Source organism: Pseudoalteromonas tunicata, assembly GCF_002310815.1.
GTDB lineage: Bacteria > Pseudomonadota > Gammaproteobacteria > Enterobacterales > Alteromonadaceae > Pseudoalteromonas > Pseudoalteromonas tunicata.
This window is the reverse complement of record NZ_CP011032.1, coordinates 2420480-2442018: the sequence shown is the minus strand read 5'-3', so window position 1 is coordinate 2442018 and position 21539 is coordinate 2420480. Positions and strand designations below refer to the sequence as shown.

Below are 21539 nucleotides of genomic sequence, written 5' to 3'. Positions count from 1 at the left end.
CAAAGTTGTAGGGAAGATTGTTGTTGACCTGGCTAGTTTATTGTTTCTTTAATTTTCGATAAATAAGCTAAACTGATGCAGATTGTATCGTTTTAGTTTACTAATGAGGGGTTATGGATAAGCTTACCGCAATGCGCAGTTTTATCGAAGTGGCAAAAAGTGGCAGTTTTAGCAAAGCTGCAGAGCTACAAGGGTTAAGCCGATTGCAAGTATCAAGGCATGTGCAAGAAATTGAGTTATGGCTACAGCAAAGGCTATTGCATCGCACTACACGAAAAGTCACTTTAACTTCGGCAGGGGAAGACGTGCTTAAGCGGTGTGAATATATCTTGTATCAGACCACGCAGCTTGAGGTGCAAAGCTTACAAGGTGGGCACACGTTACAAGGCACCATTAGAATTGCGGCTCCGATTGGCCTTGCGCAAAATTTATTAATTGCTGCTGTGACCAAATTTAGTGCGCAACATCCGAAAGTGATCATCGATATTTTAGTCTCAGATCGCAATTCTCAGCTGGTTGATGAACGCATAGATATAGCCCTGAGATTTACTGAACAACCCGATGAACAGCTAATTGCAAGGCGTCTAATGAGCATTGGCTCAGTAATTTGCGCTTCGCCAAAGTATTTAGCTACTCACCCGCAGATTAATGATCTGGATGAGTTAGTAAAGCATAATTGTTTAATTCATTGTGCCAATGAATATTGGACATTTATTCATGAAAACCAACAGTATAAAGTTAAAGTAGCTGGAAATATTCGTGCAAATGACTTAGTGACATTAACTCAAGCCGCACTTGCTGACTGCGGTATTGTTTATTTACCCTGTGATTTGGCTAATCCGTTAATAGCGAGCAAGCGTTTTGTTCGAGTATTGAGTGATTATCATTGTGCCGATAATGCATTATGGGCTGTTTATTTATCGCGTAGTTATCAAACACCATTAGTGCGGCAGTTTATTGATTTTATTGCTGAACATTGGCAGGCAGATATTGTACCTATAAAATAATATCTTAGTTGTATTTATACAGAATTTGAGGTGCTTAACTACGACATTGTACTGATTAAAATGAATGAAATTACAGCAAAATGCAGCTAAATCCTATGAATTTAGTTTTAAAAAGCGAGATTTGAGGTTATTTTTTTTCGGCGATTCATGCTTTTTTATTGTGAAATAAATATAAGCTAAGTATCATTAAAGTCTTAAAAATGAATGATTCATTTACTCTCACATTTACAAAGGACTGATTGTGCAGCAAGACACTGAAATCACAAGTAATTTCATTACCTCTACCGTATCTCTAAAACAGTTTATTATTCATGGTTTCTTATTACATGCCTTATTTATCTTGCTTACATTAATACTACATGTTGCAACTTTTCCATTTTTTCAGCAATTGACTGATTCATTGGTTACATCGACTCATATCGCGGGTTTAGTCGGGTTTGGATTTCAAATGCTGACCGTGGTTGCGGTATTATTTGGTATGACTTTTATTTATGCCAGTGTAAAAAGATTTAAAACCATTCCGGTATTTTTCTTCACGGTTTATCCACCTATTTTATTATTGTTTTCTGCAACACGGGTCGTATCTTCGAGTTTGGTTTTTTTACTGGCATGGCTTGCGGTTGTTGTGGTGATGACTTTGCATTATCAACGTTTTAAACAGCAAGAGTTCGATCACATTTAACTTAGGGAGTGCCGATGAAACGTTTTGTTTGGTTATTGTTTGCGACTTTATTACTTGCTGTAATGGCATTGTTTGTATTAAAGCGCCCAGATGGCCAAACTTGGCTCAGTATCGATAATATTACTTATACTATCATTGATACAATCGGCCAAAATGACGTGATTTCAGACGCTGAAAACGCCTTAAACACTGCTTTCGAAAATGTAAGTAATCGCCTTGACCAAAGCACTAATTCAGAAACAAAAACAACAATTTATCGCTGGCAAGATGCACAAGGTGCGTGGCATTTTTCGGATAAACCGAATACCCAAGGCGTGAGTGAAACTGTTGAGTTAAATAGTCAGGATATAACGGTTATACCCGCAATTTCGCTTGATAAAGAGCAAACAGTTCCAACACTTTCGATACAAAAACATCTGCCAGAATCCCCCATTAATCGGTTACTTGAAGCTAAAAATGTATTAGATGATGCCAAACAAGTACAAGGTTTGGTTGATAAACGTCAGGCTGAGCTTGACCGTGCTATCGAATCGGCCACATCACAAAAATAGTCCTCTGCGTTGCTGATTGATAGAGATATATTATCGATTACATTGCTTGTATAACACCTTATTGCATCTGTATTTTTTAAGCGTTATGCTGTTTTATCTGTTAATCAATGAAGGTGTTCGATGCGCCTAATTCAACCGAGTGATCCTCGTTTTCGTTTTATCCCTGCTCAAGCTCATGATGAAGCTTATTTACTGGCTTTACGTTTAGCCACTATGGTCCCTCATCTTGAGAATGCTGGAATTTTTTTGACGGCTAAAGAGCATTTACTGCGTTTACATGATCATTATCATTGTTCTCATCTTATTTATTGTGATGCAGAGTGTATAGGCACAATAAAATTTCGTTTTAACGATAAAGTATTTGAAATCATGCAATTGCAAATTCATCCCGATTTTCAGGGGCGTGGTTTTGGCAGTTCAATATTACAACAAGTGATTTTAGCCGCAGGGCACAAAGCAGTGAATTTAACCGTTTTAAAGTGTAATCCCGCTTATCAGCTTTATCTTCGCAGTGGATTTAATGTAATCGGTGAAGACGAGCATGAATATCACTTAAGTTTTCAAGTGAATAAGGGGTAATTAAATAATGAGCGTTTACACTGCAAAATTGGCCCAATTCTTTAATTTTTACTTGATAGCGGGCAGTTTATTGTTCATTCATTTATCTTGTGAAGCTAATGATGCCTTTATCTGGCAACATCACCAATTGACTTCGCAGCCTTCTTTAAGAGGTAGCGCCATTAGTGGGGATACTTTATGGGTGACAGGGACAGATAATACGGTATTTACCAGTGTGGATGGTGGCAAAAGCTGGCAAGATCGCAGCGTAAAAACAATTCAAGCAACAGATTTTCGTGATATCGCAGTATTTGATGCTAAAACTGCGATTGTAATGGGCGTTGGCAATGGACAAAACTCTGCATTGTACTTAACCGAAAATGCAGGCGAAACTTGGCAATTGCTTCATCAAAATCAAGCAGCCGAAGGGTTTTATGATTCAATTGCGTTTTGGGACCGTGAAAATGGCTTGTTACTTGGCGATCCTGTTGATGGTTTTTATGTCATTGAGCGAACCGTAGATGGCGGTAAAACTTGGCAGCGGATTGAAAAAAATAAGCTTCCTGAACCACTTACTAGCGAAGCGGCTTTTGCTGCATCGGGGAATACTTTGATTGTGGGTGAAAACGGGCAAGCTTGGTTTACCACGGGCGGTTGGTCTGCTTCGCTCTATTACAGTGCTGATTTTGGCAAGAGTTGGCAACGTTTTGATGTACCAATCTTTAAAAATAGTGCCACAGCGGGAGGTTATGCGCTTGCTCGTAATCAGCTAGGGGATATTTTTGTCCTTGGAGGTGACTATCTAAAGCGTGACGGGCGTTATACCAATATGGCTAAATGGTCTAATGGCCAGTTTTATTCAGTTCCAAGTGGTGATTTTGGCTTAAGAACCGCAATGGGTTGCTCACATAAAATCTGTATTAGTACCGGTAAGCTCGCAAACGATATTTCTTATGATCAAGGGCTGAGTTGGCAGGGATTGTTAAACACACACAAAGAGGGTGATGCTGGTTTTTACACCTTAGCACAGCAGCATGGTCTGTTTTTGTTTGCCGGAGCGAATGGACATATTGCGGTACTTAAGAGTCACTAAGTTTCCGATGGCATATTCAATCACTTTGAGACATATCTTTAATTTGAGATGTTGCTAAATCCGTTATCTTACGCTGTAATTAAAAAGTTCAAAATCAGTATGGTCTTTGGCAGTTTACTCCCACTTTTGATAAGCTAATAGAATGAAAATAAAGGTTTTATTTTTATTCTAAAGCTATTATTTCTCGCTATCGTTTCTGTATTAGTCTAGAGTTATTGAGTATTTAAATAATTCGATTCGTTTATGAAAATCAAATTAATACCTCTTAATGTCTTTGTAAACTTGCCGCTTTTGTTCTCGGCAAGCTCTCTGTTGCTGCCTTTTATATCTTTTGAGGCACTCAGTGCTTCAGAACCGTCAGATTTATTTGAATTACCTTTAGAAGATTTACTCGACATTGAGGTACTTAGTCCCTCCCAAACGGTGAAAAAAATCGGTCAGGCACCGAATATCATTACTTCTATAACGGCTAAACAGATTGCGAGTATGGGCGCGCGTACTTTGTCTGACGTGCTAAAAATGGTGCCCGGCGTGCAGGTCCTTACACGTCGAAATGGCCAAGATATGGTATGGATTCGAGGGATCCCAACAGGGCGAAATAGTAAAGTCATGTTGCTAATTGATGGCGTGCCGCAGCGCGAAGGCTTGATTGGTGGTTGGTCTTCAGATGAACAAACGCAAATTAATAATATTGAACGAATTGAAGTTATCCGAGGTCCAGGCTCCGCTTTATACGGTGGTGACGCTTATTCTGGCATGATATCTATTTTTACCAAACACAAAGTACCGCAATACAATACGGTCACTGCTGGGATTGCCAGTTTCGACAAACAATGGCTGAACTTTGAAGCAGGTAAAGAAGTGGGCCAAAGCAAGCTGATTGTATCTGGGCGTTGGCAGCAAAGTGAAGGATATGCTCAGCAGTACGATCGCGCAGGGCTTGATTCTACTCATAATAATAATGTTAAAGCAAAAAGTCTCAGTGGTACATTTTTAAGCGGCAATTGGCAATTAGGTGCAAATTTTGATGATTTCACCACTGAATACCCACATTACTCATCTGCTCAATACAAATCCCAGCGTTATGAAATTTTAAGCGCATACCTCAAGCATGTATTCAACTTTGATAAATTAACCATTGAAAATCAATTATACACTTATCAAGTGACGCGTACCTTTGAGCGTACTATTAAAGACCTCGATGCGAGTATAAATTTTTATTCAGACTCAGATTTAGATTCTGACTCAAATGGGCTTCGCAGCCAGTGGAGCTATGCATTTAATAGCCAGCAGCATACTGTGTTTGGTTTGATTTATCAGCAAAGAAATGTCAGTCAATATCATGAAACAATTTCCCTCAAAAATGGTATCGCTGTAAACGAAATTGAATCGCGAGTGCTAAAAAATGGCGACAGTTCGCCAGCAAGCCATAATCGTGCAGTCTACATTCAACATGAGTCGTTGTGGATGGCCAACCAACTAGGGGTTACCCTTGGTGCACGAGTGGATGATTACCCCGAATTCGATACCGAAATATCACCTCGTGTCGCTTTAACTTATCAAAGTAATCAAGATTGGTCGGGCAAGGTGATTTTAGGCACCGCATTTCGACCACCGACATTTTTACAGCAATATGAGATTCGTAATGATAATAATGTATCAGGTAATCCAGCCTTAACACCTGAGCAAATTGAAACAATTGAAGCCGAATGGGTTTATCATTTTTCGACGAATAATAATCTTGCTATCCGTGGATTTCGTAGCCAATTAAGTGATTTTATTCAATCAATTGATGGTAAACCCTATGAAAACAGTGAAGCACAATTAGCTGTTCCAGGTTATGAAATTGAATGGAATAAAAAGTACCAAACAACTTGGTCATTCTTTAATCGAATTAGTACTTCATTTAATTATACTAGGGTTAATTCAGACCAAGCTTCGCTTGCTAAAAATACCTTAAACTGGCTGGTTTTTGCCGAAGATACCCAGTTTTCGTTTTATTTTGGTTTAAATTACCTTGGTCGTCGTAATGAAAGTGATACTTATCACAGTGCAGTTAAAGTTGCGCAATTAGCAGAGCAGGACAATAAACGTAGTTACTGGACATTAGACTCTCATTTAAGTTATAGACCTCATCTTGAGAGTCCATGGCTTTTGACCTTAAGCGCAAAAAACGTACTTAACAAACAGCATTATAATCCAACCCTCGCACCTGACAGTTATTATGATGTGCGAAAAGAACCTCGTAGTTTAGATTTAAGCCTGAGTTATCAATTTAAATAATGTTTCAATTTACCGTAAGTTATTCACTGTATGCATCTAGTTTGGTCTACTTGCTACAGTGGGCTTATTTTAGTGGGCTGAGCGATTTTTTTAATGATCACTACACTAGCGGCTTCAATTAGGTCAAGCACCGTTTCAAAACCATTTTCAGCGCCGTAATAAGGGTCTGGGATCTCAATTGTATTTTGCTCACCATACTGTAAAAATAGGGCTAATTTATAGTGTAAATGCTTAGGGCAAATCGCTTTTAAATCAGTCATATTGTGGTTATCTGCGGCTAAAATAAGGTCAAAATCGTCAAAATCTTGTACTGTGACTTGCCGAGCGTATATTCCTTGAAAATTATAACCTCGTTTGAGTGCAGCTTGCTGGGAGCGTTTATCTGGCGGGTTTCCTGCGTGAAAACCAATAGTGCCGGCTGAATCGACTTTAATGGCTACGCCGTGTTGCTGGGCGAGGTGTTTTAAAACCGCTTCACCTGTTGGAGAGCGACAAATGTTACCCATACACACAACTAAAATTTTTGTAACGTTATCTTTTTTCATCATTTCAGTATCTTAATCACGTTAAAGATAAAAATTACACTAAAACTCCAAGCTCGCATAGTGGGAGATTTATGTTGTGTGGTTTTTATCTTCAATTAGGTTAAGGGCCAGAGTTATGATTTGGTCGCAATTGCCTGTGCATGAATATTAAATGGCAGGTTAAGAAAGATGTTTTGCGTTATGGCGCATTGAACAAAGTGTGAACTGAACAATTTAACACCAGTAGAAATAGTGTTTAGTTGGCTTCTTTAAACTCGCTTAATAATGAGCGCTCATAACTTTGGCCAAAAATACGCATAAGGGTGCCATTTTCACGAAACAGAGCCATTTTTTTATCGTAAATAGCAGCTAATTTTCGGCCATTTTCTGTATTTTGAAATGCAACATATAAGGTTTCAGTGTCATGTATTTTGAAGAGCGTGACGTTTTGATAGTTTGCTTGCTTAAAATTAGCTTCGTAATCAAAAAAAGCATCAATTCTTTTGGCTTGCAGTAGTTTAAAACCAGTATCTATGTCTTCAACCAAATAAGGTTTGTGTACATTTGGAAAAAACTGAGCAAAACCATATCCTTTTTTCCAAGCGATGGTCTTATTATTTAACGATTCAATGGAGTTAAATTGACTGTCTTTGAGTACAAAAGCAAAAATAGGTGAGTCAGTATCGATAGGCCAGGTTGGGAAATGCGCATTGGGCAAGTCGCTTTGATAAACCCCGACCATAATATCCGCTTTTTGAGTATTAAATAAATTCAGAGAACGAGAAAAATCGTCGGCATTAAAAGTCAAAATATCTTCAGAATAAATCTTCTTTAATAATTCGAAATAAATGCCTCGACCACCTGTTTCAGTGAAATGTTGCCAGTGATCTGCCGTGATGCGAATAGTTTGGCTATTTACTGGCCAAGCTGTAACACATAAAAACAGAGCAACTAACAATATATGGCGGTAGAACATAACACTCCTCAATTAACTGTATTTAAATCAAATCAAGCTAAGCGGATAAAAAGGTATTTTTAGTTTATAGCACCTTGTAATATTTAGCTAATCTCACCATGATTGACTCTTAAATGGGTAATGTTAGCCATCTTGTTAGATGGCTATAGCGGGTGGATATCTTTATCAGCGATGGCAATCGTGGCGTAGGTAGCTGGATATCGAGTTTAAGTTATTATGGCCTATATTGTGCGTTATTGGTTGAACCAGATAGAATAACCATATAGCTTATGTTGGGGCTTAAAATTCAACTTACAGCTGTAAAAACAAACGGCTAAGGTCATATCTCTCGTATTAAGATTGTTTTAAAGCACCGCTGTAGTGTTTAAAAATGATGAGAGGTGACTCGTATCGTATTTTTGCTTGATATGTTTGAGTTCGAGCAGTTAATTAACTAGAGTGTCTGGTTTTATTGCCAGATATAATTTTAAGGTGAAAATGAAACTTTTTATCACGGCTTTCGTTTTTGTAATGTGTGTTTTTCAAAGTGCTGCTGCATCGTTTAATGATGATTTTATTAAAGTTGGGGCGATCAGCACACGGATCGCAGATGTCAACGGATTAAAACTGCAGGGAACTAACCTTGAAGGTCGCAAACAATTTGGTCATTGGTTCGGTTTAATGCAGTGGAGTCAGCAAGCAGATAGCTTAAGTGAAACGGCTTTTTATGATGCAACTGTCGATGAGTCTGATTATATCAATGAGCCTTTTAAATTAACGTTCGATTTTAACCGATACAGTGTTGGCTTGGGTCGATATGTATCACTTAGCGAGCAAACTCAGCTCGATTTTAGTGCTCTGTATGGCAAAATGGTTTTTAAACTATCGCTAAATGAATTTGCAGAGCGTAATCAAACTAATACTCTGAATTTAAATATTCAACTGCGCCACTTTATTACCGCTCAAATCGAATTAAATGCAGGTCTTAGCTATGAGCGATTCAGTGACAATTTTGCCGATAATTCGTTGGTCTATCGGTTAGGTGCTGAGTATTATTTTGCCCAATCTTGGAGTCTGAGTGTGTATTTTAGGAACGTTGGTAGTGCCTCATTTTCAAGTGAAGCGTTAAGCGTGAGCGCAAACAATGATAAAGAAGATTACTATCGAGATTTAGCATTAATGCTGGGTTATCGTTTTTAATGCCAGGTATTAGTTACGTTTTCCGGGCATGAAAAAAATAATTTGTTTTGGCGATTCAAATACCTTTGGTATTACACCTCAAGGAGGGCGCTTTAATGCAAATGAACGCTGGCCAACATTGCTTGAAACATTACTCAATCAAACCACAACGTCAAAACAGTTTCATGTTATTGAACAAGGGCAACCCAACCGTACATTAGTGCATAATCCACCGTTTCATGGTGATAAGTCAGGATTGCGTTATTTTAAAAATTGCCTTCTTGATCACCAACCTGATTTAGCATTAATAATGCTAGGAACTAATGATTTAAAACGAAAATTTTGCCTTGATGCGAGTGAGATTGCAAGCGGTTTAAACGCCTTAATAACCGCCAGTTTAGCGCTGCAACCAGCATTAAAAGTACTGATTATTTGTCCGCCGCCGATTTTAGAGGTGGGAAGTTATGCGCAAATCTACCTAGGTGGCGCAGTTAAATCGTTAGCGTTAGAAAGTGCCTATCAAGCTGTTGCCAAAGAACTCAATTGTGCTTTTTTTGCCGCAAGTTCAGTTGTTAACAGTTGCCCTATAGAAGGTATTCATTGGTCTGCAAAGCAACATACTCAACTCGCCCAAGCCCTCGTTAAAGTTGTAATTGAGCTGTGTCAACATGAGTTTTGATAATTACATGCGCGTTCAATGTTAATTTGTGACAGCAAATACGGGGGTTTTGACTGTGCACTACTTCTGTATTTTGATACCATCTTGTGATGTAAATTGAAGTGAAAGAATTTTATGGCTGTTTTACCTATTCTAACCGCAGGTGACCCTTTTTTAGCTGTGCCTGCGACAGCGGTAACTGATGTTAAATTGGTTGAATCATTAATTGATGATTTACTCGATACCTTATATGCAACTGACAATGGCATTGGTTTAGCTGCGACCCAAATTGGCCGTAAAGAGGCGGTGATCGTAATTGATTTATCTGCCGAGCGTAATCAGCCGCTTGTGCTGATCAATCCTGTGGTTGTCAGTGGCGAAGCAGAAGAAAAGGGTGAAGAAGGCTGTTTGTCCGTGCCCGGTTATCGTGCTGATGTGGTGCGTTATACGCACGTGGTGGTTGAGGCGTTAGACCGCAGTGGCCAAGCTGTTCGTATTGATAGCGATGATTTTTTAGCCATTGTGATGCAACACGAAATTGATCATCTTAAAGGCACATTATTTATTGATTATTTGTCACCTTTAAAACGTAATATAGCCCTAAAGAAAGTCAAAAAGTGTGTAAAAGAAGCCAATGCTTGATATTAAATCAAGCTCAATGCTTCGTTTAGTAGATTTCTAAATTATCATGCTTTAATTCACGATTAATTTGAGCAATTGTTGGGCCGATGCCGGCAACTTGTGGCATTCTTTATTGATGGTATTTAGGCTCGCGAGTTAAAATATCGATTCTGCTGGGTGCATTACAGTACCTACCTTTTTTGCATCTATGGTTACTTATGTCTCAAACTGACGCCTGTTTTACTGCATTTACCCAAAGTATTGCTGAGCATACTTTACCGACTCGGTTTACTTTTCCGTTTTATTACGACCCTCATCCTTTATGTATTTTGGCTGCTGAGCAACTACAGCAGCATTTAGCGTCACAACACAATTGGCAGCATAACTTTGGCCTAACGGGGCAGTTACAAGGTGCAATTGGTAAAATGTTTGGCGTTTTGTTGGTTGAAAATGTATCCGGTGAAATTGGTTTTTTAGCGGCATTTTCGGGTAAGTTAGCTGAGTCCAATCATTTACCTGGCTTTGTGCCGCCCGTGTTTGATTTATTAAATCAAAATAGTTTTTTTCTAGCAGAACAAGCCAAGATTAATCAAGTTAACCAAATGCTTGAATCGCTTGAGTCCGATCCTAGGCGCCTTGAGTTAATGGCCGCATTATACGCTGAGCAAGATAAAACCAGTCAGGCGCTGGATTCGTTGAAACAGCAGATGGCAGAAGATAAAAAAATGCGCAAACAGCAACGCGCAGAGGCCGAAAAAACCTTACAAAATGAAGCGTTTATGGTATTTAGCCGTGAGCTTGACCAAAAAAGTATTCAACAAAAATTGCAGTTGCGAGACTTAAAGTTAGCAACTCAAACCAGCTTGACAGAATTACAAAGCCAACTAAATGAGTTTGAAAATAAAATCGCGGTGTTAGCAGCGCAGCGAAAAAAGCAATCAAGTGCATTACAACAAGCTATTTTTGCCAAGTACCAGTTTTTAAATGCTGGTGGCGAAGTTAAAAATCTAAATGATATTTTTGTAGAGTCTGAAAAACCAGCAGGGGCAGGTGAATGCGCAGCACCAAAATTATTGCATTATGCGTTTAATCAGGGGTTTAAGCCACTTGCAATGGCTGAATTTTGGTGGGGAGCATCACCTAAATCAGAGGTGCGACAGCATCAAAACTTTTATCCTGCCTGTTTAAGTAAATGTCAGCCGATTTTATCGCACATGTTACAAGGTTTAGAGGTCGATGATAATCCACTGTTAGTTAATCCTGCTGAGGGATTGGAGTTAAGTATCATTTATCAAGATGATGTTATGCTGGTGATTAATAAGCCGGCTGAATTTTTATCAGTACCTGGCAAAAGCATCACCGACAGCGTTTATACTCGAATAAAAGCACAATTTCCTAATGCCAGCGGCCCGTTAATTGTCCATCGGCTTGATATGTCGACCTCAGGATTAATGGTCATTGCGCTTAATAAACGCAGCCATCAAGCTTTGCAAAAACAATTTATTTTACGTACCGTGACTAAACGTTATGCTGCGCTTCTTGATGGTGAGCTTAGCGTGCAATCAGGCGACATTAGTTTACCGCTGCGGGTCGATTTAGCCGACCGACCAAGACAAATGGTATGTTATGAACATGGTAAAGCAGCGCACACTTATTTTGAGGTGATTAGCCATCAGGCGGGTCGCACAAAAGTGCATTTATACCCTAAAACAGGGCGTACCCATCAATTACGGGTTCACTGCGCTCATACACTTGGGCTTAATACGCCGATTGTAGGTGATGATCTTTATGGCAAAAAGGAGCAGCGCTTGCATTTACATGCCGAATTGTTGGCATTAGCCCATCCCATCACGGGCGAGGTGCTTACTTTTATAGCTCAAGCGCCATTTTGATGATGAAAAAATAAACCATAAGTTATGATGGTGAGTTAATAACATCAACTCCTTATGCTCTCAAAGCACTTAGCGCTAGAAGTTAAAAAATTAATGCGAATGTTACGCCAGAATAAATTTGGCTTTTGGCATCCCAATCTGTGCCATTGATTTCTCGAAAACGACTAAAGCCTTCAAGCCGAATGGTTTTATTTAAATTGACGCCTACGCCAAGACCTATATAAGAATCAACATTAAAAGGGTATTCATAATTATCGTCATAATCACTGTTGTGATATGAATATTGGCGGTCGTCATTACGTTCAAAAATAGAGCTATGCAAAAGGTTGCCAAGGCCTTCACCTAAGTCGACACCTGCTTCGATAAATACTGACAGATCAGAAAAATAGCCAAAACGCCCACCGAGTTCGGCAGTTATAAACTCTTGAGTGGTGTTTTTTTTATCCACAATGCTCGCTGCATTGATACTTGAATTAATGGCTACCCCAATATTTGAATGAGGCCATTGTAAAAGGAATTCCGTTCCAATCGAATAAATAACATTTTGGTCATGAAATTCAGATTTAAAATAAAAAAGTTGGTCAACATCTTTGCCAGCAGCATATGCAAACGAGCTACAATAAAGCGAAAATACAGCTAGAGTACTAAGTAATGCATCGATCACGCGTTTATTGTTTTGTCGCTTGGTTATCATGAGGCATCTCGATTAAGGAAAGTGGCTTATAGTACTGAGGTATTAAGTAAATTAATGTCACAATAGTGTAAGAAAATGTAGTAATTAATTCCCATGTTTATTGATCAAAATTAAGACTGCATAGCTTAAAGTGGCTACACTAATACTATCTTCCTACTCGCTAAGGATATTATGAAAAGATTTAGCTTGGTTTATATTATCTTGATGATGTTAATAATTATTTTAGCCAATATCGTCTTTTTTACTGTTAAAACCGAGATAGATTATTGGAGCTTTGCGTCCGAGAGTTTTATTTTTATTACTTTTTTATTAATCTTTCATAATTTATCAGAGCTTAAAAGCAACAATACCATTCATTTTATTTTGCTAGCGGGTTTTAGTTTTATTTTAGTTTCCATGCTGATGGATACCTTGAACGAAGTATTAGAACACCCAATTTTTATAACGACCTTGTTTGAAGATACTCCTCAAGTTTTAGGTTTTGCTTGTATATTTATTGCGATTAAAAAATGGGTTAAATTTAATGGTGCTAAAACAACAAAATTAACCGAACTCTCACGAATTGACAGCTTAACAGGGCTATTTTTACGCCGTTATTTTTTAGAATTAGCGCAAAACGAATTTGATTTGTACGCGCGTAAAAAACAACCGTTTTCAATTTTAATGCTTGATCTAGATTTTTTTAAACGAGTTAATGACCAGTTTGGTCACGCTTGTGGTGACAAAGTTTTAATTTGTTTTGCTCAGTTAATGAAAGAAAGCTTACGTAAAACAGATGTCGTTGCGCGCTGGGGTGGGGAAGAGTTTATTGTATTATTACCCAATACTCGGCTCAAAGAGGCGGTTGAAATAGCTAAATTAATTAATATGCATACTCGCAACAAAAAAATGGCATGCGAAACTAATACAATTACTATCACAGTCAGTATTGGCGTGATTGAAATGCACGATGAGTTTGAACATTTACAAACTATGATAACTCAAGCCGACGAATTACTATATCAGGCCAAAAATAATGGTCGTGATCGGTCGGAGTTTGCGTTAAGCAATTAAATAGATCAAATTATTTAAGGTGATAAAAAAACCGAATATAAATTCGGTTTTTTATCGTTTACCTACTTAAATTGCAATGTTATGCAAAGGCATCTTGTAGTGGCGGTACAACTTGTTTTTTACGGCTTAATACACCATCTAACCATGCTTTACCTTCTACAGGTGTAACGCCATAAGCACGTTCAATCAGACTTTCATCATCGCTTGCGATTAAAATTTGAGAGCCTTCTTTCATGATATCGGTCAGAAGTAAAAATACTGAGTGGCGATTGCCTTCTGCTTTTAATTTAACAATATCAGCTTCTAAATCAGCTCTAATTTCATCAAAAACTGATAAATCAATTACTTCTAATTGACCAATACCCACTAAATTACCATTCATATTAAAATCTTTAAAATCACGCATTACTAAATCGCGTGCTGGCGTGCCTAATACCGCAGATTTTACTTTAAACATTTCCATGCCTAATGCTTTAAAGTCTTCAATGCCTGCAATTTCAGCTAGCGCTTCAACACATTTAATATCTGCCGTGGTACAGGTTGGAGATTTAAAAATAACGGTATCACTTAAAATGGCACACATCATGATGCCAGCAATGTTTTTAGGGATCTCAACATTATAAAAGTCATACATCATTTTAATGATGGTATTACTACAGCCAACAGGGCGGATCCAACACTCAAGGGGTGTTGAGGTTGTTAAATCACCTAGTTTATGGTGGTCAACAATTCCAACAATTGTTGCTTGCGCAATATCGTCAGGTGCTTGGGTGACTTCTGAGTGATCAACGATATAGACGTTTTCACCGGCGTAACTTAATTTAAGCTCAGGCGCTTCAAAACCAAATTTATCAAGGATAAATGCAGTTTCTGGTGATAATTCACCTAAACGTGCAGCTGTTGCGGCTTCACCAATTTGATTTTTTAAATAGGCTAGTGCGATGGCACCACAAATTGAATCTGAATCTGGGATTTTATGACCCACTACATACATAGACATGCTTACACTCCATAAAAATTTGCCCCATTTTAGCAAATTAAATGCAAATTATCCTATAACGAAAAATAAGAATTTATGACGCTTGCTCACTTTTGTGAAACACTGCCCTTTTTATATTGCTTTAGGTAAACTGTTACAAATCAAATTAAGGGTGAACTATGATCCAACTAAGCCGCGCGGGCTGGAATAATGTCATTATTTATTCCATGTTATTAATGATTTTTTTATTTAATGGCCTGCATCACAAATTGATTTCGTCAGATTCAGAACAAGTAATACAAGCTATTTTTCCGGAGCAGAGTTTTGTTTTAACTCTAAGTTATCGTGATGTTACATTTGAGCGCATAGGCACGAGTTGGCGTACTAAAACACATCAAACATCAAATGAGCAAAGTCTACAAACAAGAGCGGTTGAGCAAATTAGCCAGTTGGTAAACCAATGGCAAACGAGTGAAGCAGAAATAGCCACAGACATCGCACCGCTTCAAGCCCAATTAAAACAAGTGACAACGCTTGATACTGTCACTGTGTGGTTTGCCGGGCAGGCCGAACCTGCGGTATATGATTTAATTGAGTTAAATAATCAATTTTATTTGTTTGATCACCTTGGTCAGCGTTGGTTTTTATTAACGGCTGCGCTACATCGCCAACTTTTTAGCAATAAGTGAATAAATAATGCCTGAATTACCAGAAGTTGAAGTGAGTCGCATGGGCATTACGCCGCATATGCTGCTAAAAACAATCCGTACGGTGCGGGTGCATCACTGGCAGTTACGCTGGCCTGTGCCTAAAGAAATGGAGCAACTTGCGGGGCAAACTATTACCGCAATTGAGCGACGGGCAAAATATTTGCAGCTTGTTACACCTATTGGCACCGTAATTTTACATTTGGGAATGTCGGGTAATTTACGTATCGTCGATAAGGCGGTTGCTCTTAAAAAACACGATCATATTGAAATTGAACTCGAATCTGGTTTAGTACTTCGGCTTAATGATCCACGGCGCTTTGGTGCTTGTTTATGGCAAGCGCCTGGTGAAACTCACAGTGTGTTTGCCAAACTAGGCCCTGAACCATTAACAGATGCATTTAATCCAGAACAATTGTTTGAACAAGCAAAAAATAAAAAAACAGCAATAAAACAATTTATTATGGATAATAAATTTGTTGTTGGGGTTGGCAACATTTACGCGAATGAAGCATTATTTAAAGCTAAAATTCACCCGCAAACTCCTGCAGGGCAATTGCAATTGGCCGACTTTGTGGCTTTAGTTCCTATCATCAAACAAACATTAGCGCAGGCAATCACTCAAGGCGGTACGACACTCAAAGATTTTGCCCAAACTGATGGCAAACCGGGTTATTTTGCGCAAGAGCTACAAGTTTATGGTCGAAAAGGAAAACCTTGTGTGCAGTGTGATACCGTATTGCTTGAAATTCGTTTAGGACAACGCAGTACAGTGTTTTGTCCAAGTTGCCAGTTAGCAATATAATCTAGTACTTTAATAGTATTTTTGTGCCTGTTTTCATTGCAAATCGATTGAATAACGTTCAATATAACCCGCGCGGATTTTAACGCCGCGTTTGAATGTTTGCTGCTATTTAAATGGATTTTAAATGAAAAACACGATTGCGTTTATTGGCCTGTTGATTGGGGCCTACTATTTAGGTTATACGAGTAATACCTCAGCGGTTAACTTCAGCCATGTTGCCACTAAAGCTGCCAGTAAAGAGCAACTACTCGATTTGGTCATCGCTAAAACCGATTCACTTTGTTATGAAAAAGCTGGCATGAGTGATGATAATTTCACTTATACCAGCTGTATTCGCCGCGCTCGCGATTTTAGTAAAATGTGTAAAAGTAAAATTAGCCGAGATATGCCAGCGCAAGTCAGTAATCCAGAAGAAGCAAAACGTTTTTCACTGCGGATGATAAACTGTTTAGTACCAATAAGTTAGCTATACCATTCGAACGCTTTTTTCATAAACCGCTATTATTGTTGTTATTAATGTTTGCGTTAAATTAACTTTTATAAATTCGCTACAACAATGCTAAGATACTATCTTATTGATTATTATTTTGATTCATGTATTTCGTCAGTTATTTAGCTAACCTTGTTGCTCTTTAATTGGCTCAAAATTTAGCCTTGTTTATTCAAGATAAAAAGATGGTTTAATCAATAGCAAAATAACTTGGGCAAAATTTAAAATAATAAGGGCGTAAGATGCATAAGTTTATAGTTAATTTAATTCCAGCTGTGTTTGCCGCAGCATTGATAGGATGCCAACCTACACTCGAAGATGAAGTGATTGACGAACAAGAAATGGTTCAGCTTGAGCAAGAACAAACGAATAAATTAAGTGAACAACAAAATGCTAACCTAGCAAAACAAGTACTTAAACAATCACAGGCTGTAGCTAAGCAAGAAGCCTTAAAGACTAGTATTCCAGAAAATGTGACTAAAGAGGAATTGGCAAACCTTAAAGCTGCATTAGCGACCTTAACCGAAAATAAACAAGCGTCTTCAGCCAACAGCTGTAAAGTGATGGCATATGGTTACAAATCTTGCGGTGGCGCAGCAGGCTATTTGGCTTATTCAGCAGAGCAAGTCGAAGAGGGACTACTGCAAGAGTTAGTGCAAGAATATACTCAATACGAAAAACAATATCAGTTAGAAAACAAGATGGTTTCAACCTGTGATGTCTTACCACAACAATACCCAGCTTATGGCAATGGTCAATGTGGTATGAGCACGGAGCAGCGTTTTTAACAGCGCTACTTTTACAGCTGAAGTGTAATGAAATTAAAAAGCCACTTTTTGCAGTGGCTTTTTAGTATTTTTAAAAGTAAGAAGTTGATTTATAAGGTTTTATTTTACGATCAAAACTTATAATTCAAACGGCGCAACGCCAATACCCGTTAAGCTATAACCGACTTGCGCAATCTCACCGCTCCAACCTTTGGTTGAAATAACCCCAGTGACCACAATGGCATCGTACAAGCTTTCAATTGGTACGCCATCTTTAATTGTTACATGCACAATTTGATTTGGTGGTGGAGGTGGTACATGAATACAGGCACCAAAAAACGGCACCAATAAAAACTCCGTAATGGTTTCATCGTCGCCTTCAAGCGGTACTACAAAACCCGGCAAACTCACCAATTGTCCATCAAGCTCTTTAACAACCGGTGCCTCAATATCAGGTTGGATCCAATTTTGCTCAGAACCTTCATGATTCGCTTGTGCGCTCGTTTCGATTTGAACATGACCTTTAGGAATAAGGTCTTCCCAAAAAATCTCTTTAGGTTTACCGTTCGCAGCAACAGCTTGGCTGAAAATTAAGGCTGCGCCAAGTAGTAGTTTTATGGAACTTACGGGGTGCTTAAATAAACTCATAGTTTGATACTCATTCCATCGGCAAGAGAATAACGGTACGCCAAAAACGCAGGGATCAATCCAATGACAGATCCGGCTGCAATGATACTGGCAATCAATCCTGATTCATAGCTGCTCAAAACACTAAACGATAAGCTTATGCCTGTGCTTGCTTGAATAAAGGGGGTTGCGGTAAATAACATCGCATAAAAACCAATAATGCCAAATAGCACCGCGGTGCAGGTGAGCAGCAGGCTTTCAAGCGACATTAAAATAAAGATATGACTTGGCCGAGCGCCGACAGAGCGTAAGATGGCCAGTTCGCGGCGTCGTTGATTGAGTGTACTGAGTAAAGTGGTCACCATGCCTAATAAGCTGATGATCACCACAGCTATTGAAATCAGCCAAAGCGCTTTTTCAACAATCGAGAGAATTTCCCACAATTGACGTAAGGTAAAGCTAGGTAAAATAGCCAATAAAGGCTCGCCTTTAAATTGATTAATGCTGCGCTGCGCTTGCAGTGCCATTACTGGTGAATTAAGCCCAATTAGCATCGCACTAATGTGTTTAGGTTCACCGACTAAATCATTATTCTTGTCATGGTCATGGTCATGGTCATGGTCGTGATTGATGTGTGTTGGTTTTGACGATTCTTGATGAATATTACTTATGGCAATCAGCGGCACATGCACGGTTTTATCAACGGGTGTGCCAGTCGGCGCTAAAATGCCCACCACTTTAAAAGGGTGTTCATCGTGATGATGAAAACTGGTATTGCCCGCACCGTGGGATACCACGATGTCATTACCAAGCTCATAGCCTAATTCTTTGGCAACAATGGCACCAAGGACGACTTCAGTTTGGTTTTGAAATACCCGACCCGTTGCAAAAACAAGCGGCTGTTTTTTCGCAAAACGATAATGGCTAAAATAATCAAGGTTAGTACCAAGTACCGCATAACCGCGGTGTGAATCTCCCAATGAAATAGGGATAGTCCATTTTATACCGCGTTGGGTTTTAATCTCTTGATAGCTTTGCCAACTCATCATGTTGGTGCTGTGGCCAATGCGAAATACCGAGGCAAGTAGCAATTCGGTCGCCCCAGTGCGCGCTCCTACAATTAAATCTGTGCCTGAAATAGTATTACTAAAACTGGTTTTTGCATCGACTCGTACTCGTTCAATACAGAGCAATAACATCACACTAATCGCAATTGTTATTACAGTCAGTAAAACACTGGTTTTTCGATTTAATAAACTCTTTTTAGCTAACTTAATTAAAATCATGATGATAGCCCCAAATTTTGCGCTGTAATAGCTAGTTTTTGCTCAAACAGCGGGGCTAAGGTCGTATCATGGCTCACAAATAAAATAGTGGCATTGTTTATGGTTGCTTGTTCAAACAATAACTCAATAAAGCGATTACGGCTGTCGCTATCGAGCGCAGATGTCGGTTCATCAGCAATAATAATTTCGGGTTGACCAATAAAAGCCCGTGCTGCTGCAACGCGTTGCTGCTGACCAATACTTAAATTCACAACGGGATGCATTAATACTTCATCAGGTAACTCTAAGGCCTGTAATAGGGCTTTAGCGGCGCAAGCAATACTTTTATGGCTTTGCAGCACCCGTTGTTTGCGACTTGTTGAAAACTCGGTGGCTAAAGTGACGTTTTCGATAGCGTTCAGATAGGGAATTAAATTAAAGTTTTGAAAAATATAACCAATATGATCAGCCCGAAATTGATCACGTTGGCGATTTGATAAACCAGTTTGCGCCTGTCCTAATAAAACAATTTCGCCTGCACTGGGCCGATTGATGCCTGCAAGTAACGATAACAAGGTTGATTTGCCACTGCCGCTTGGGCCATAAATAAACACATGTTGGCCTTGCTCAATATGTAAATGCTTAATATCAATAATTTTTTTTGCTGCGCCCGGCCAGCAAAATTGTAACTCGCTCAGAGTGATCATAACAACAATACTCAGATAATCGTAATGCGACACTATAACAAAATAAGCCCGACTCCAAGTGTAATACGATAAACTGCTTTTTATTTACGCTTGCTGTTACACAATGATAAATGTTGGCTGTTTTAAGCCAAGTTAAAGGAGAAATTTAGCATTTGCAACGCAGGCTTAGATTGTGATTTTTAGCGTGCTGCACTATTATAGCGCCTGAAAAAATACACCAGAAAATCAACCCCATTTTCTAGTTTCATTTAGTATCGAGTTAAATCTTTTGGAGAGCCAATGAGCACCTATAAAGTATTGGAAGTCAATGATGACTTACCTATTCGCACCCAAGGTAATGTCCACAGCGGAAAAGTTCGCAGTGTTTATTGGTTAACGTCAGCCGACAGCGAACGTTTAATTGAAGAAAAAGGCTATCAAATTCCAAAAGATACACCGCTTGCAATTATGATCATTTCTGATCGTATTTCAGCCTTTGATTGTATTTGGCAAGGCGAAAATGGCCTAAATGGCGTACCAGGTAAAGGCATTGCACTTAACTCAGTTGCTGCACATTGGTTTAAATTATTTGACCAATCAGGCCTTGCAGGCAATCACATTGTTGATATTCCACACCCATATATTTGGATTGTGCGCAAAGCGCAAACCGTACGGGTCGAAGCCATTGCGCGCCAATACATTACTGGCAGCATGTGGCGCGATTATGCCAAAGGCGTGCGTAACTTCTGTGGTATTGATTTACCAGAAGGCTTACAAGCAAATCAAAAGCTTGAAAATGTGCTTATTACCCCATCAACCAAAGGCATTATTACTGATGTGCCAGAAGTACCTGCGGTCGATGATGTTAATATTACTCGCGCTAATATCGAAAACAATTTAGCCGCGTTTAACTTTAAATCGCTGGGTGATGTTGATAAGTACGAACAATTATTAACGGAAGGCTTTAAATTAATCAGTGCACAACTGGCTGAAATTGGTCAAATTTTTGTTGATACAAAATTTGAATTTGGTTATGTGGACGAAATTGATGGCACACAAAAGCTGATTTATATCGATGAAGTGGGCACGCCAGATTCATCGCGTATTTGGGATGAAGCCGCGTATAAAAATGGCCAAATCATCGAAAATTCGAAAGAAGGCTTCCGTCAGTTACTGATTAACAACGTGCCAGATAGCGATGTATTATTAAACAAAGACCGTATGCCAGAGCGCGAAGCACTAGCTGAGGGCTATAAATTACCAGTCGAAGTGATGATGCAAGTTTCTGATACTTATGTTGGTATCGCGAGTAAAATTATCGGCAAACAAATTGTGATCCCACAAGACCCTCGCGCTGAAATTATCGAATTACTTGATAAAGAATATGGTTTAATTGAAAAATAACAATCGGTTATCTACCAATATTGATTAAGTTAAAAGCGCCTCAGGGCGCTTTTTTAATG

Annotated in this window: 23 protein-coding genes; 16 read left to right on the top strand and 7 right to left on the bottom strand. The window is 38.9% G+C overall.

From position 1 onward, the window contains the following. The first annotated feature begins 113 nt into the window (after positions 1–113). From PTUN_RS11125 to PTUN_RS11100, 6 genes are all read left to right on the top strand, one after another. The gene (locus tag PTUN_RS11125) at positions 114–1007 is read left to right on the top strand and encodes a LysR family transcriptional regulator (protein WP_009840395.1); all 894 of its coding nucleotides are present in this window, start codon (positions 114–116) and stop codon (positions 1005–1007) included. Between the two features lie 241 nt (positions 1008–1248). After that, positions 1249–1689 carry a hypothetical protein gene (locus PTUN_RS11120; protein ID WP_009840394.1) on the top strand — a complete coding sequence of 147 codons (441 nt, stop codon included), beginning with the start codon at positions 1249–1251 and terminating at the stop codon, positions 1687–1689. A 14-nt stretch (positions 1690–1703) separates the two neighbouring features. Further along, on the top strand, positions 1704–2240 hold the full coding sequence (locus PTUN_RS11115; RefSeq protein ID WP_009840393.1) for a DUF4124 domain-containing protein: 537 nt from the start codon (positions 1704–1706) through the stop codon (positions 2238–2240). A 120-nt stretch (positions 2241–2360) separates the two neighbouring features. Then, positions 2361–2819, top strand: coding sequence for a GNAT family N-acetyltransferase (locus tag PTUN_RS11110; RefSeq protein WP_009840392.1), 459 nt, complete (start codon positions 2361–2363; stop codon positions 2817–2819). 7 nt (positions 2820–2826) lie between these two features. After that, positions 2827–3891: a WD40/YVTN/BNR-like repeat-containing protein gene (locus PTUN_RS11105; RefSeq protein WP_009840391.1), complete on the top strand. Its 1065-nt coding sequence runs from the start codon at positions 2827–2829 to the stop codon at positions 3889–3891. A gap of 243 nt (positions 3892–4134) precedes the next feature. Beyond that, on the top strand, positions 4135–6174 hold the full coding sequence (locus tag PTUN_RS11100) for a TonB-dependent receptor plug domain-containing protein (RefSeq protein ID WP_009840390.1): 2040 nt from the start codon (positions 4135–4137) through the stop codon (positions 6172–6174). A 53-nt stretch (positions 6175–6227) separates the two neighbouring features. On the opposite strand, the gene PTUN_RS11095 is transcribed toward PTUN_RS11100, so the two are convergent. Together PTUN_RS11095 and PTUN_RS11090 are read right to left on the bottom strand one after the other, a co-directional pair. Further along, positions 6228–6719, bottom strand: coding sequence for a low molecular weight protein-tyrosine-phosphatase (locus PTUN_RS11095; RefSeq protein ID WP_009840389.1), 492 nt, complete (start codon positions 6717–6719; stop codon positions 6228–6230). Positions 6720–6954: 235 nt separating this feature from the next. Then, on the bottom strand, positions 6955–7674 hold the full coding sequence (locus tag PTUN_RS11090) for a substrate-binding periplasmic protein (RefSeq protein ID WP_009840388.1): 720 nt from the start codon (positions 7672–7674) through the stop codon (positions 6955–6957). Positions 7675–8151: 477 nt separating this feature from the next. On the opposite strand from PTUN_RS11090, the gene PTUN_RS11085 reads away from it, so the two are divergent. The 4 genes from PTUN_RS11085 (at position 8152) to PTUN_RS11070 (ending at position 12003) form a co-directional block, all read left to right on the top strand. After that, positions 8152–8853, top strand: a complete 702-nt coding sequence (locus PTUN_RS11085; RefSeq protein WP_009840387.1) for an outer membrane beta-barrel protein — start codon at positions 8152–8154, stop codon at positions 8851–8853. Positions 8854–8881: 28 nt separating this feature from the next. Further along, positions 8882–9511 (top strand): SGNH/GDSL hydrolase family protein, encoded by a 630-nt coding sequence (locus tag PTUN_RS11080; RefSeq protein ID WP_009840386.1) that lies wholly within the window; start codon positions 8882–8884, stop codon positions 9509–9511. A 114-nt stretch (positions 9512–9625) separates the two neighbouring features. Beyond that, positions 9626–10132 carry a peptide deformylase gene (def, locus tag PTUN_RS11075; RefSeq protein ID WP_009840385.1) on the top strand — a complete coding sequence of 169 codons (507 nt, stop codon included), beginning with the start codon at positions 9626–9628 and terminating at the stop codon, positions 10130–10132. 197 nt (positions 10133–10329) lie between these two features. Then, complete coding sequence (locus PTUN_RS11070) at positions 10330–12003, top strand: RluA family pseudouridine synthase (protein ID WP_009840383.1); 1674 nt, start codon at positions 10330–10332, stop codon at positions 12001–12003. Between the two features lie 82 nt (positions 12004–12085). Here PTUN_RS11070 and PTUN_RS11065 read toward each other — a convergent pair whose 3' ends face one another. Next, on the bottom strand, positions 12086–12697 hold the full coding sequence (locus PTUN_RS11065; RefSeq protein WP_009840382.1) for a hypothetical protein: 612 nt from the start codon (positions 12695–12697) through the stop codon (positions 12086–12088). Positions 12698–12868: 171 nt separating this feature from the next. Between PTUN_RS11065 and PTUN_RS11060 the strand changes: the two genes are divergently transcribed. Further along, positions 12869–13750 (top strand): GGDEF domain-containing protein, encoded by an 882-nt coding sequence (locus PTUN_RS11060; protein ID WP_009840381.1) that lies wholly within the window; start codon positions 12869–12871, stop codon positions 13748–13750. 79 nt (positions 13751–13829) lie between these two features. On the opposite strand, the gene PTUN_RS11055 is transcribed toward PTUN_RS11060, so the two are convergent. Then, a complete protein-coding gene (locus tag PTUN_RS11055; RefSeq protein WP_040644180.1) occupies positions 13830–14750 on the bottom strand; it encodes a manganese-dependent inorganic pyrophosphatase in 921 nt (306 codons plus the stop codon). A 158-nt stretch (positions 14751–14908) separates the two neighbouring features. Here PTUN_RS11055 and PTUN_RS11050 point away from each other — a divergent pair, with 158 nt between their 5' ends. The 4 genes from PTUN_RS11050 (at position 14909) to PTUN_RS11035 (ending at position 17519) form a co-directional block, all read left to right on the top strand. Next, complete coding sequence (locus PTUN_RS11050) at positions 14909–15418, top strand: hypothetical protein (protein ID WP_009840379.1); 510 nt, start codon at positions 14909–14911, stop codon at positions 15416–15418. 7 nt (positions 15419–15425) lie between these two features. Beyond that, complete coding sequence (gene mutM / locus PTUN_RS11045; protein ID WP_009840378.1) at positions 15426–16241, top strand: bifunctional DNA-formamidopyrimidine glycosylase/DNA-(apurinic or apyrimidinic site) lyase; 816 nt, start codon at positions 15426–15428, stop codon at positions 16239–16241. A 124-nt stretch (positions 16242–16365) separates the two neighbouring features. Then, complete coding sequence (locus PTUN_RS11040) at positions 16366–16707, top strand: hypothetical protein (protein ID WP_009840377.1); 342 nt, start codon at positions 16366–16368, stop codon at positions 16705–16707. 266 nt (positions 16708–16973) lie between these two features. Continuing rightward, a complete protein-coding gene (locus PTUN_RS11035; RefSeq protein ID WP_009840376.1) occupies positions 16974–17519 on the top strand; it encodes a hypothetical protein in 546 nt (181 codons plus the stop codon). A 117-nt stretch (positions 17520–17636) separates the two neighbouring features. Here PTUN_RS11035 and PTUN_RS11030 read toward each other — a convergent pair whose 3' ends face one another. The 3 genes from PTUN_RS11030 to PTUN_RS11020 are packed head-to-tail and all read right to left on the bottom strand — an operon-like array spanning position 17637 to position 20097. After that, positions 17637–18146: a DUF3299 domain-containing protein gene (locus PTUN_RS11030; RefSeq protein ID WP_009840374.1), complete on the bottom strand. Its 510-nt coding sequence runs from the start codon at positions 18144–18146 to the stop codon at positions 17637–17639. Continuing rightward, positions 18143–19411, bottom strand: a complete 1269-nt coding sequence (locus PTUN_RS11025) for an ABC transporter permease (protein ID WP_009840373.1) — start codon at positions 19409–19411, stop codon at positions 18143–18145. The genes PTUN_RS11030 and PTUN_RS11025 overlap by 4 nt, the downstream gene beginning before the upstream one ends. Further along, a complete protein-coding gene (locus tag PTUN_RS11020; RefSeq protein WP_009840372.1) occupies positions 19408–20097 on the bottom strand; it encodes an ABC transporter ATP-binding protein in 690 nt (229 codons plus the stop codon). The genes PTUN_RS11025 and PTUN_RS11020 overlap by 4 nt, the downstream gene beginning before the upstream one ends. A 279-nt stretch (positions 20098–20376) precedes the next feature. Here PTUN_RS11020 and PTUN_RS11015 point away from each other — a divergent pair, with 279 nt between their 5' ends. Continuing rightward, on the top strand, positions 20377–21480 hold the full coding sequence (locus PTUN_RS11015) for a phosphoribosylaminoimidazolesuccinocarboxamide synthase (protein WP_009840371.1): 1104 nt from the start codon (positions 20377–20379) through the stop codon (positions 21478–21480). Positions 21481–21539 lie beyond the last annotated feature (59 nt).

Coding starts and splice junctions, on each gene's coding strand:
- PTUN_RS11055 (WP_040644180.1), bottom strand. CDS start 14,750: ATGTCTATGTATGTAGTGGGTCATAAAATCCCAGATTCAGATTCAATT.
- PTUN_RS11035 (WP_009840376.1), top strand. CDS start 16,974: ATGCATAAGTTTATAGTTAATTTAATTCCAGCTGTGTTTGCCGCAGCA.
- PTUN_RS11065 (WP_009840382.1), bottom strand. CDS start 12,697: ATGATAACCAAGCGACAAAACAATAAACGCGTGATCGATGCATTACTT.
- PTUN_RS11100 (WP_009840390.1), top strand. CDS start 4,135: ATGAAAATCAAATTAATACCTCTTAATGTCTTTGTAAACTTGCCGCTT.
- mutM (WP_009840378.1), top strand. CDS start 15,426: ATGCCTGAATTACCAGAAGTTGAAGTGAGTCGCATGGGCATTACGCCG.
- PTUN_RS11060 (WP_009840381.1), top strand. CDS start 12,869: ATGAAAAGATTTAGCTTGGTTTATATTATCTTGATGATGTTAATAATT.
- def (WP_009840385.1), top strand. CDS start 9,626: ATGGCTGTTTTACCTATTCTAACCGCAGGTGACCCTTTTTTAGCTGTG.
- PTUN_RS11030 (WP_009840374.1), bottom strand. CDS start 18,146: ATGAGTTTATTTAAGCACCCCGTAAGTTCCATAAAACTACTACTTGGC.
- PTUN_RS11070 (WP_009840383.1), top strand. CDS start 10,330: ATGTCTCAAACTGACGCCTGTTTTACTGCATTTACCCAAAGTATTGCT.
- PTUN_RS11050 (WP_009840379.1), top strand. CDS start 14,909: ATGATCCAACTAAGCCGCGCGGGCTGGAATAATGTCATTATTTATTCC.
- PTUN_RS11040 (WP_009840377.1), top strand. CDS start 16,366: ATGAAAAACACGATTGCGTTTATTGGCCTGTTGATTGGGGCCTACTAT.
- PTUN_RS11115 (WP_009840393.1), top strand. CDS start 1,704: ATGAAACGTTTTGTTTGGTTATTGTTTGCGACTTTATTACTTGCTGTA.
- PTUN_RS11105 (WP_009840391.1), top strand. CDS start 2,827: ATGAGCGTTTACACTGCAAAATTGGCCCAATTCTTTAATTTTTACTTG.
- PTUN_RS11025 (WP_009840373.1), bottom strand. CDS start 19,411: ATGATTTTAATTAAGTTAGCTAAAAAGAGTTTATTAAATCGAAAAACC.
- PTUN_RS11020 (WP_009840372.1), bottom strand. CDS start 20,097: ATGATCACTCTGAGCGAGTTACAATTTTGCTGGCCGGGCGCAGCAAAA.
- PTUN_RS11015 (WP_009840371.1), top strand. CDS start 20,377: ATGAGCACCTATAAAGTATTGGAAGTCAATGATGACTTACCTATTCGC.
- PTUN_RS11085 (WP_009840387.1), top strand. CDS start 8,152: ATGAAACTTTTTATCACGGCTTTCGTTTTTGTAATGTGTGTTTTTCAA.
- PTUN_RS11080 (WP_009840386.1), top strand. CDS start 8,882: ATGAAAAAAATAATTTGTTTTGGCGATTCAAATACCTTTGGTATTACA.
- PTUN_RS11090 (WP_009840388.1), bottom strand. CDS start 7,674: ATGTTCTACCGCCATATATTGTTAGTTGCTCTGTTTTTATGTGTTACA.
- PTUN_RS11125 (WP_009840395.1), top strand. CDS start 114: ATGGATAAGCTTACCGCAATGCGCAGTTTTATCGAAGTGGCAAAAAGT.
- PTUN_RS11095 (WP_009840389.1), bottom strand. CDS start 6,719: ATGAAAAAAGATAACGTTACAAAAATTTTAGTTGTGTGTATGGGTAAC.
- PTUN_RS11110 (WP_009840392.1), top strand. CDS start 2,361: ATGCGCCTAATTCAACCGAGTGATCCTCGTTTTCGTTTTATCCCTGCT.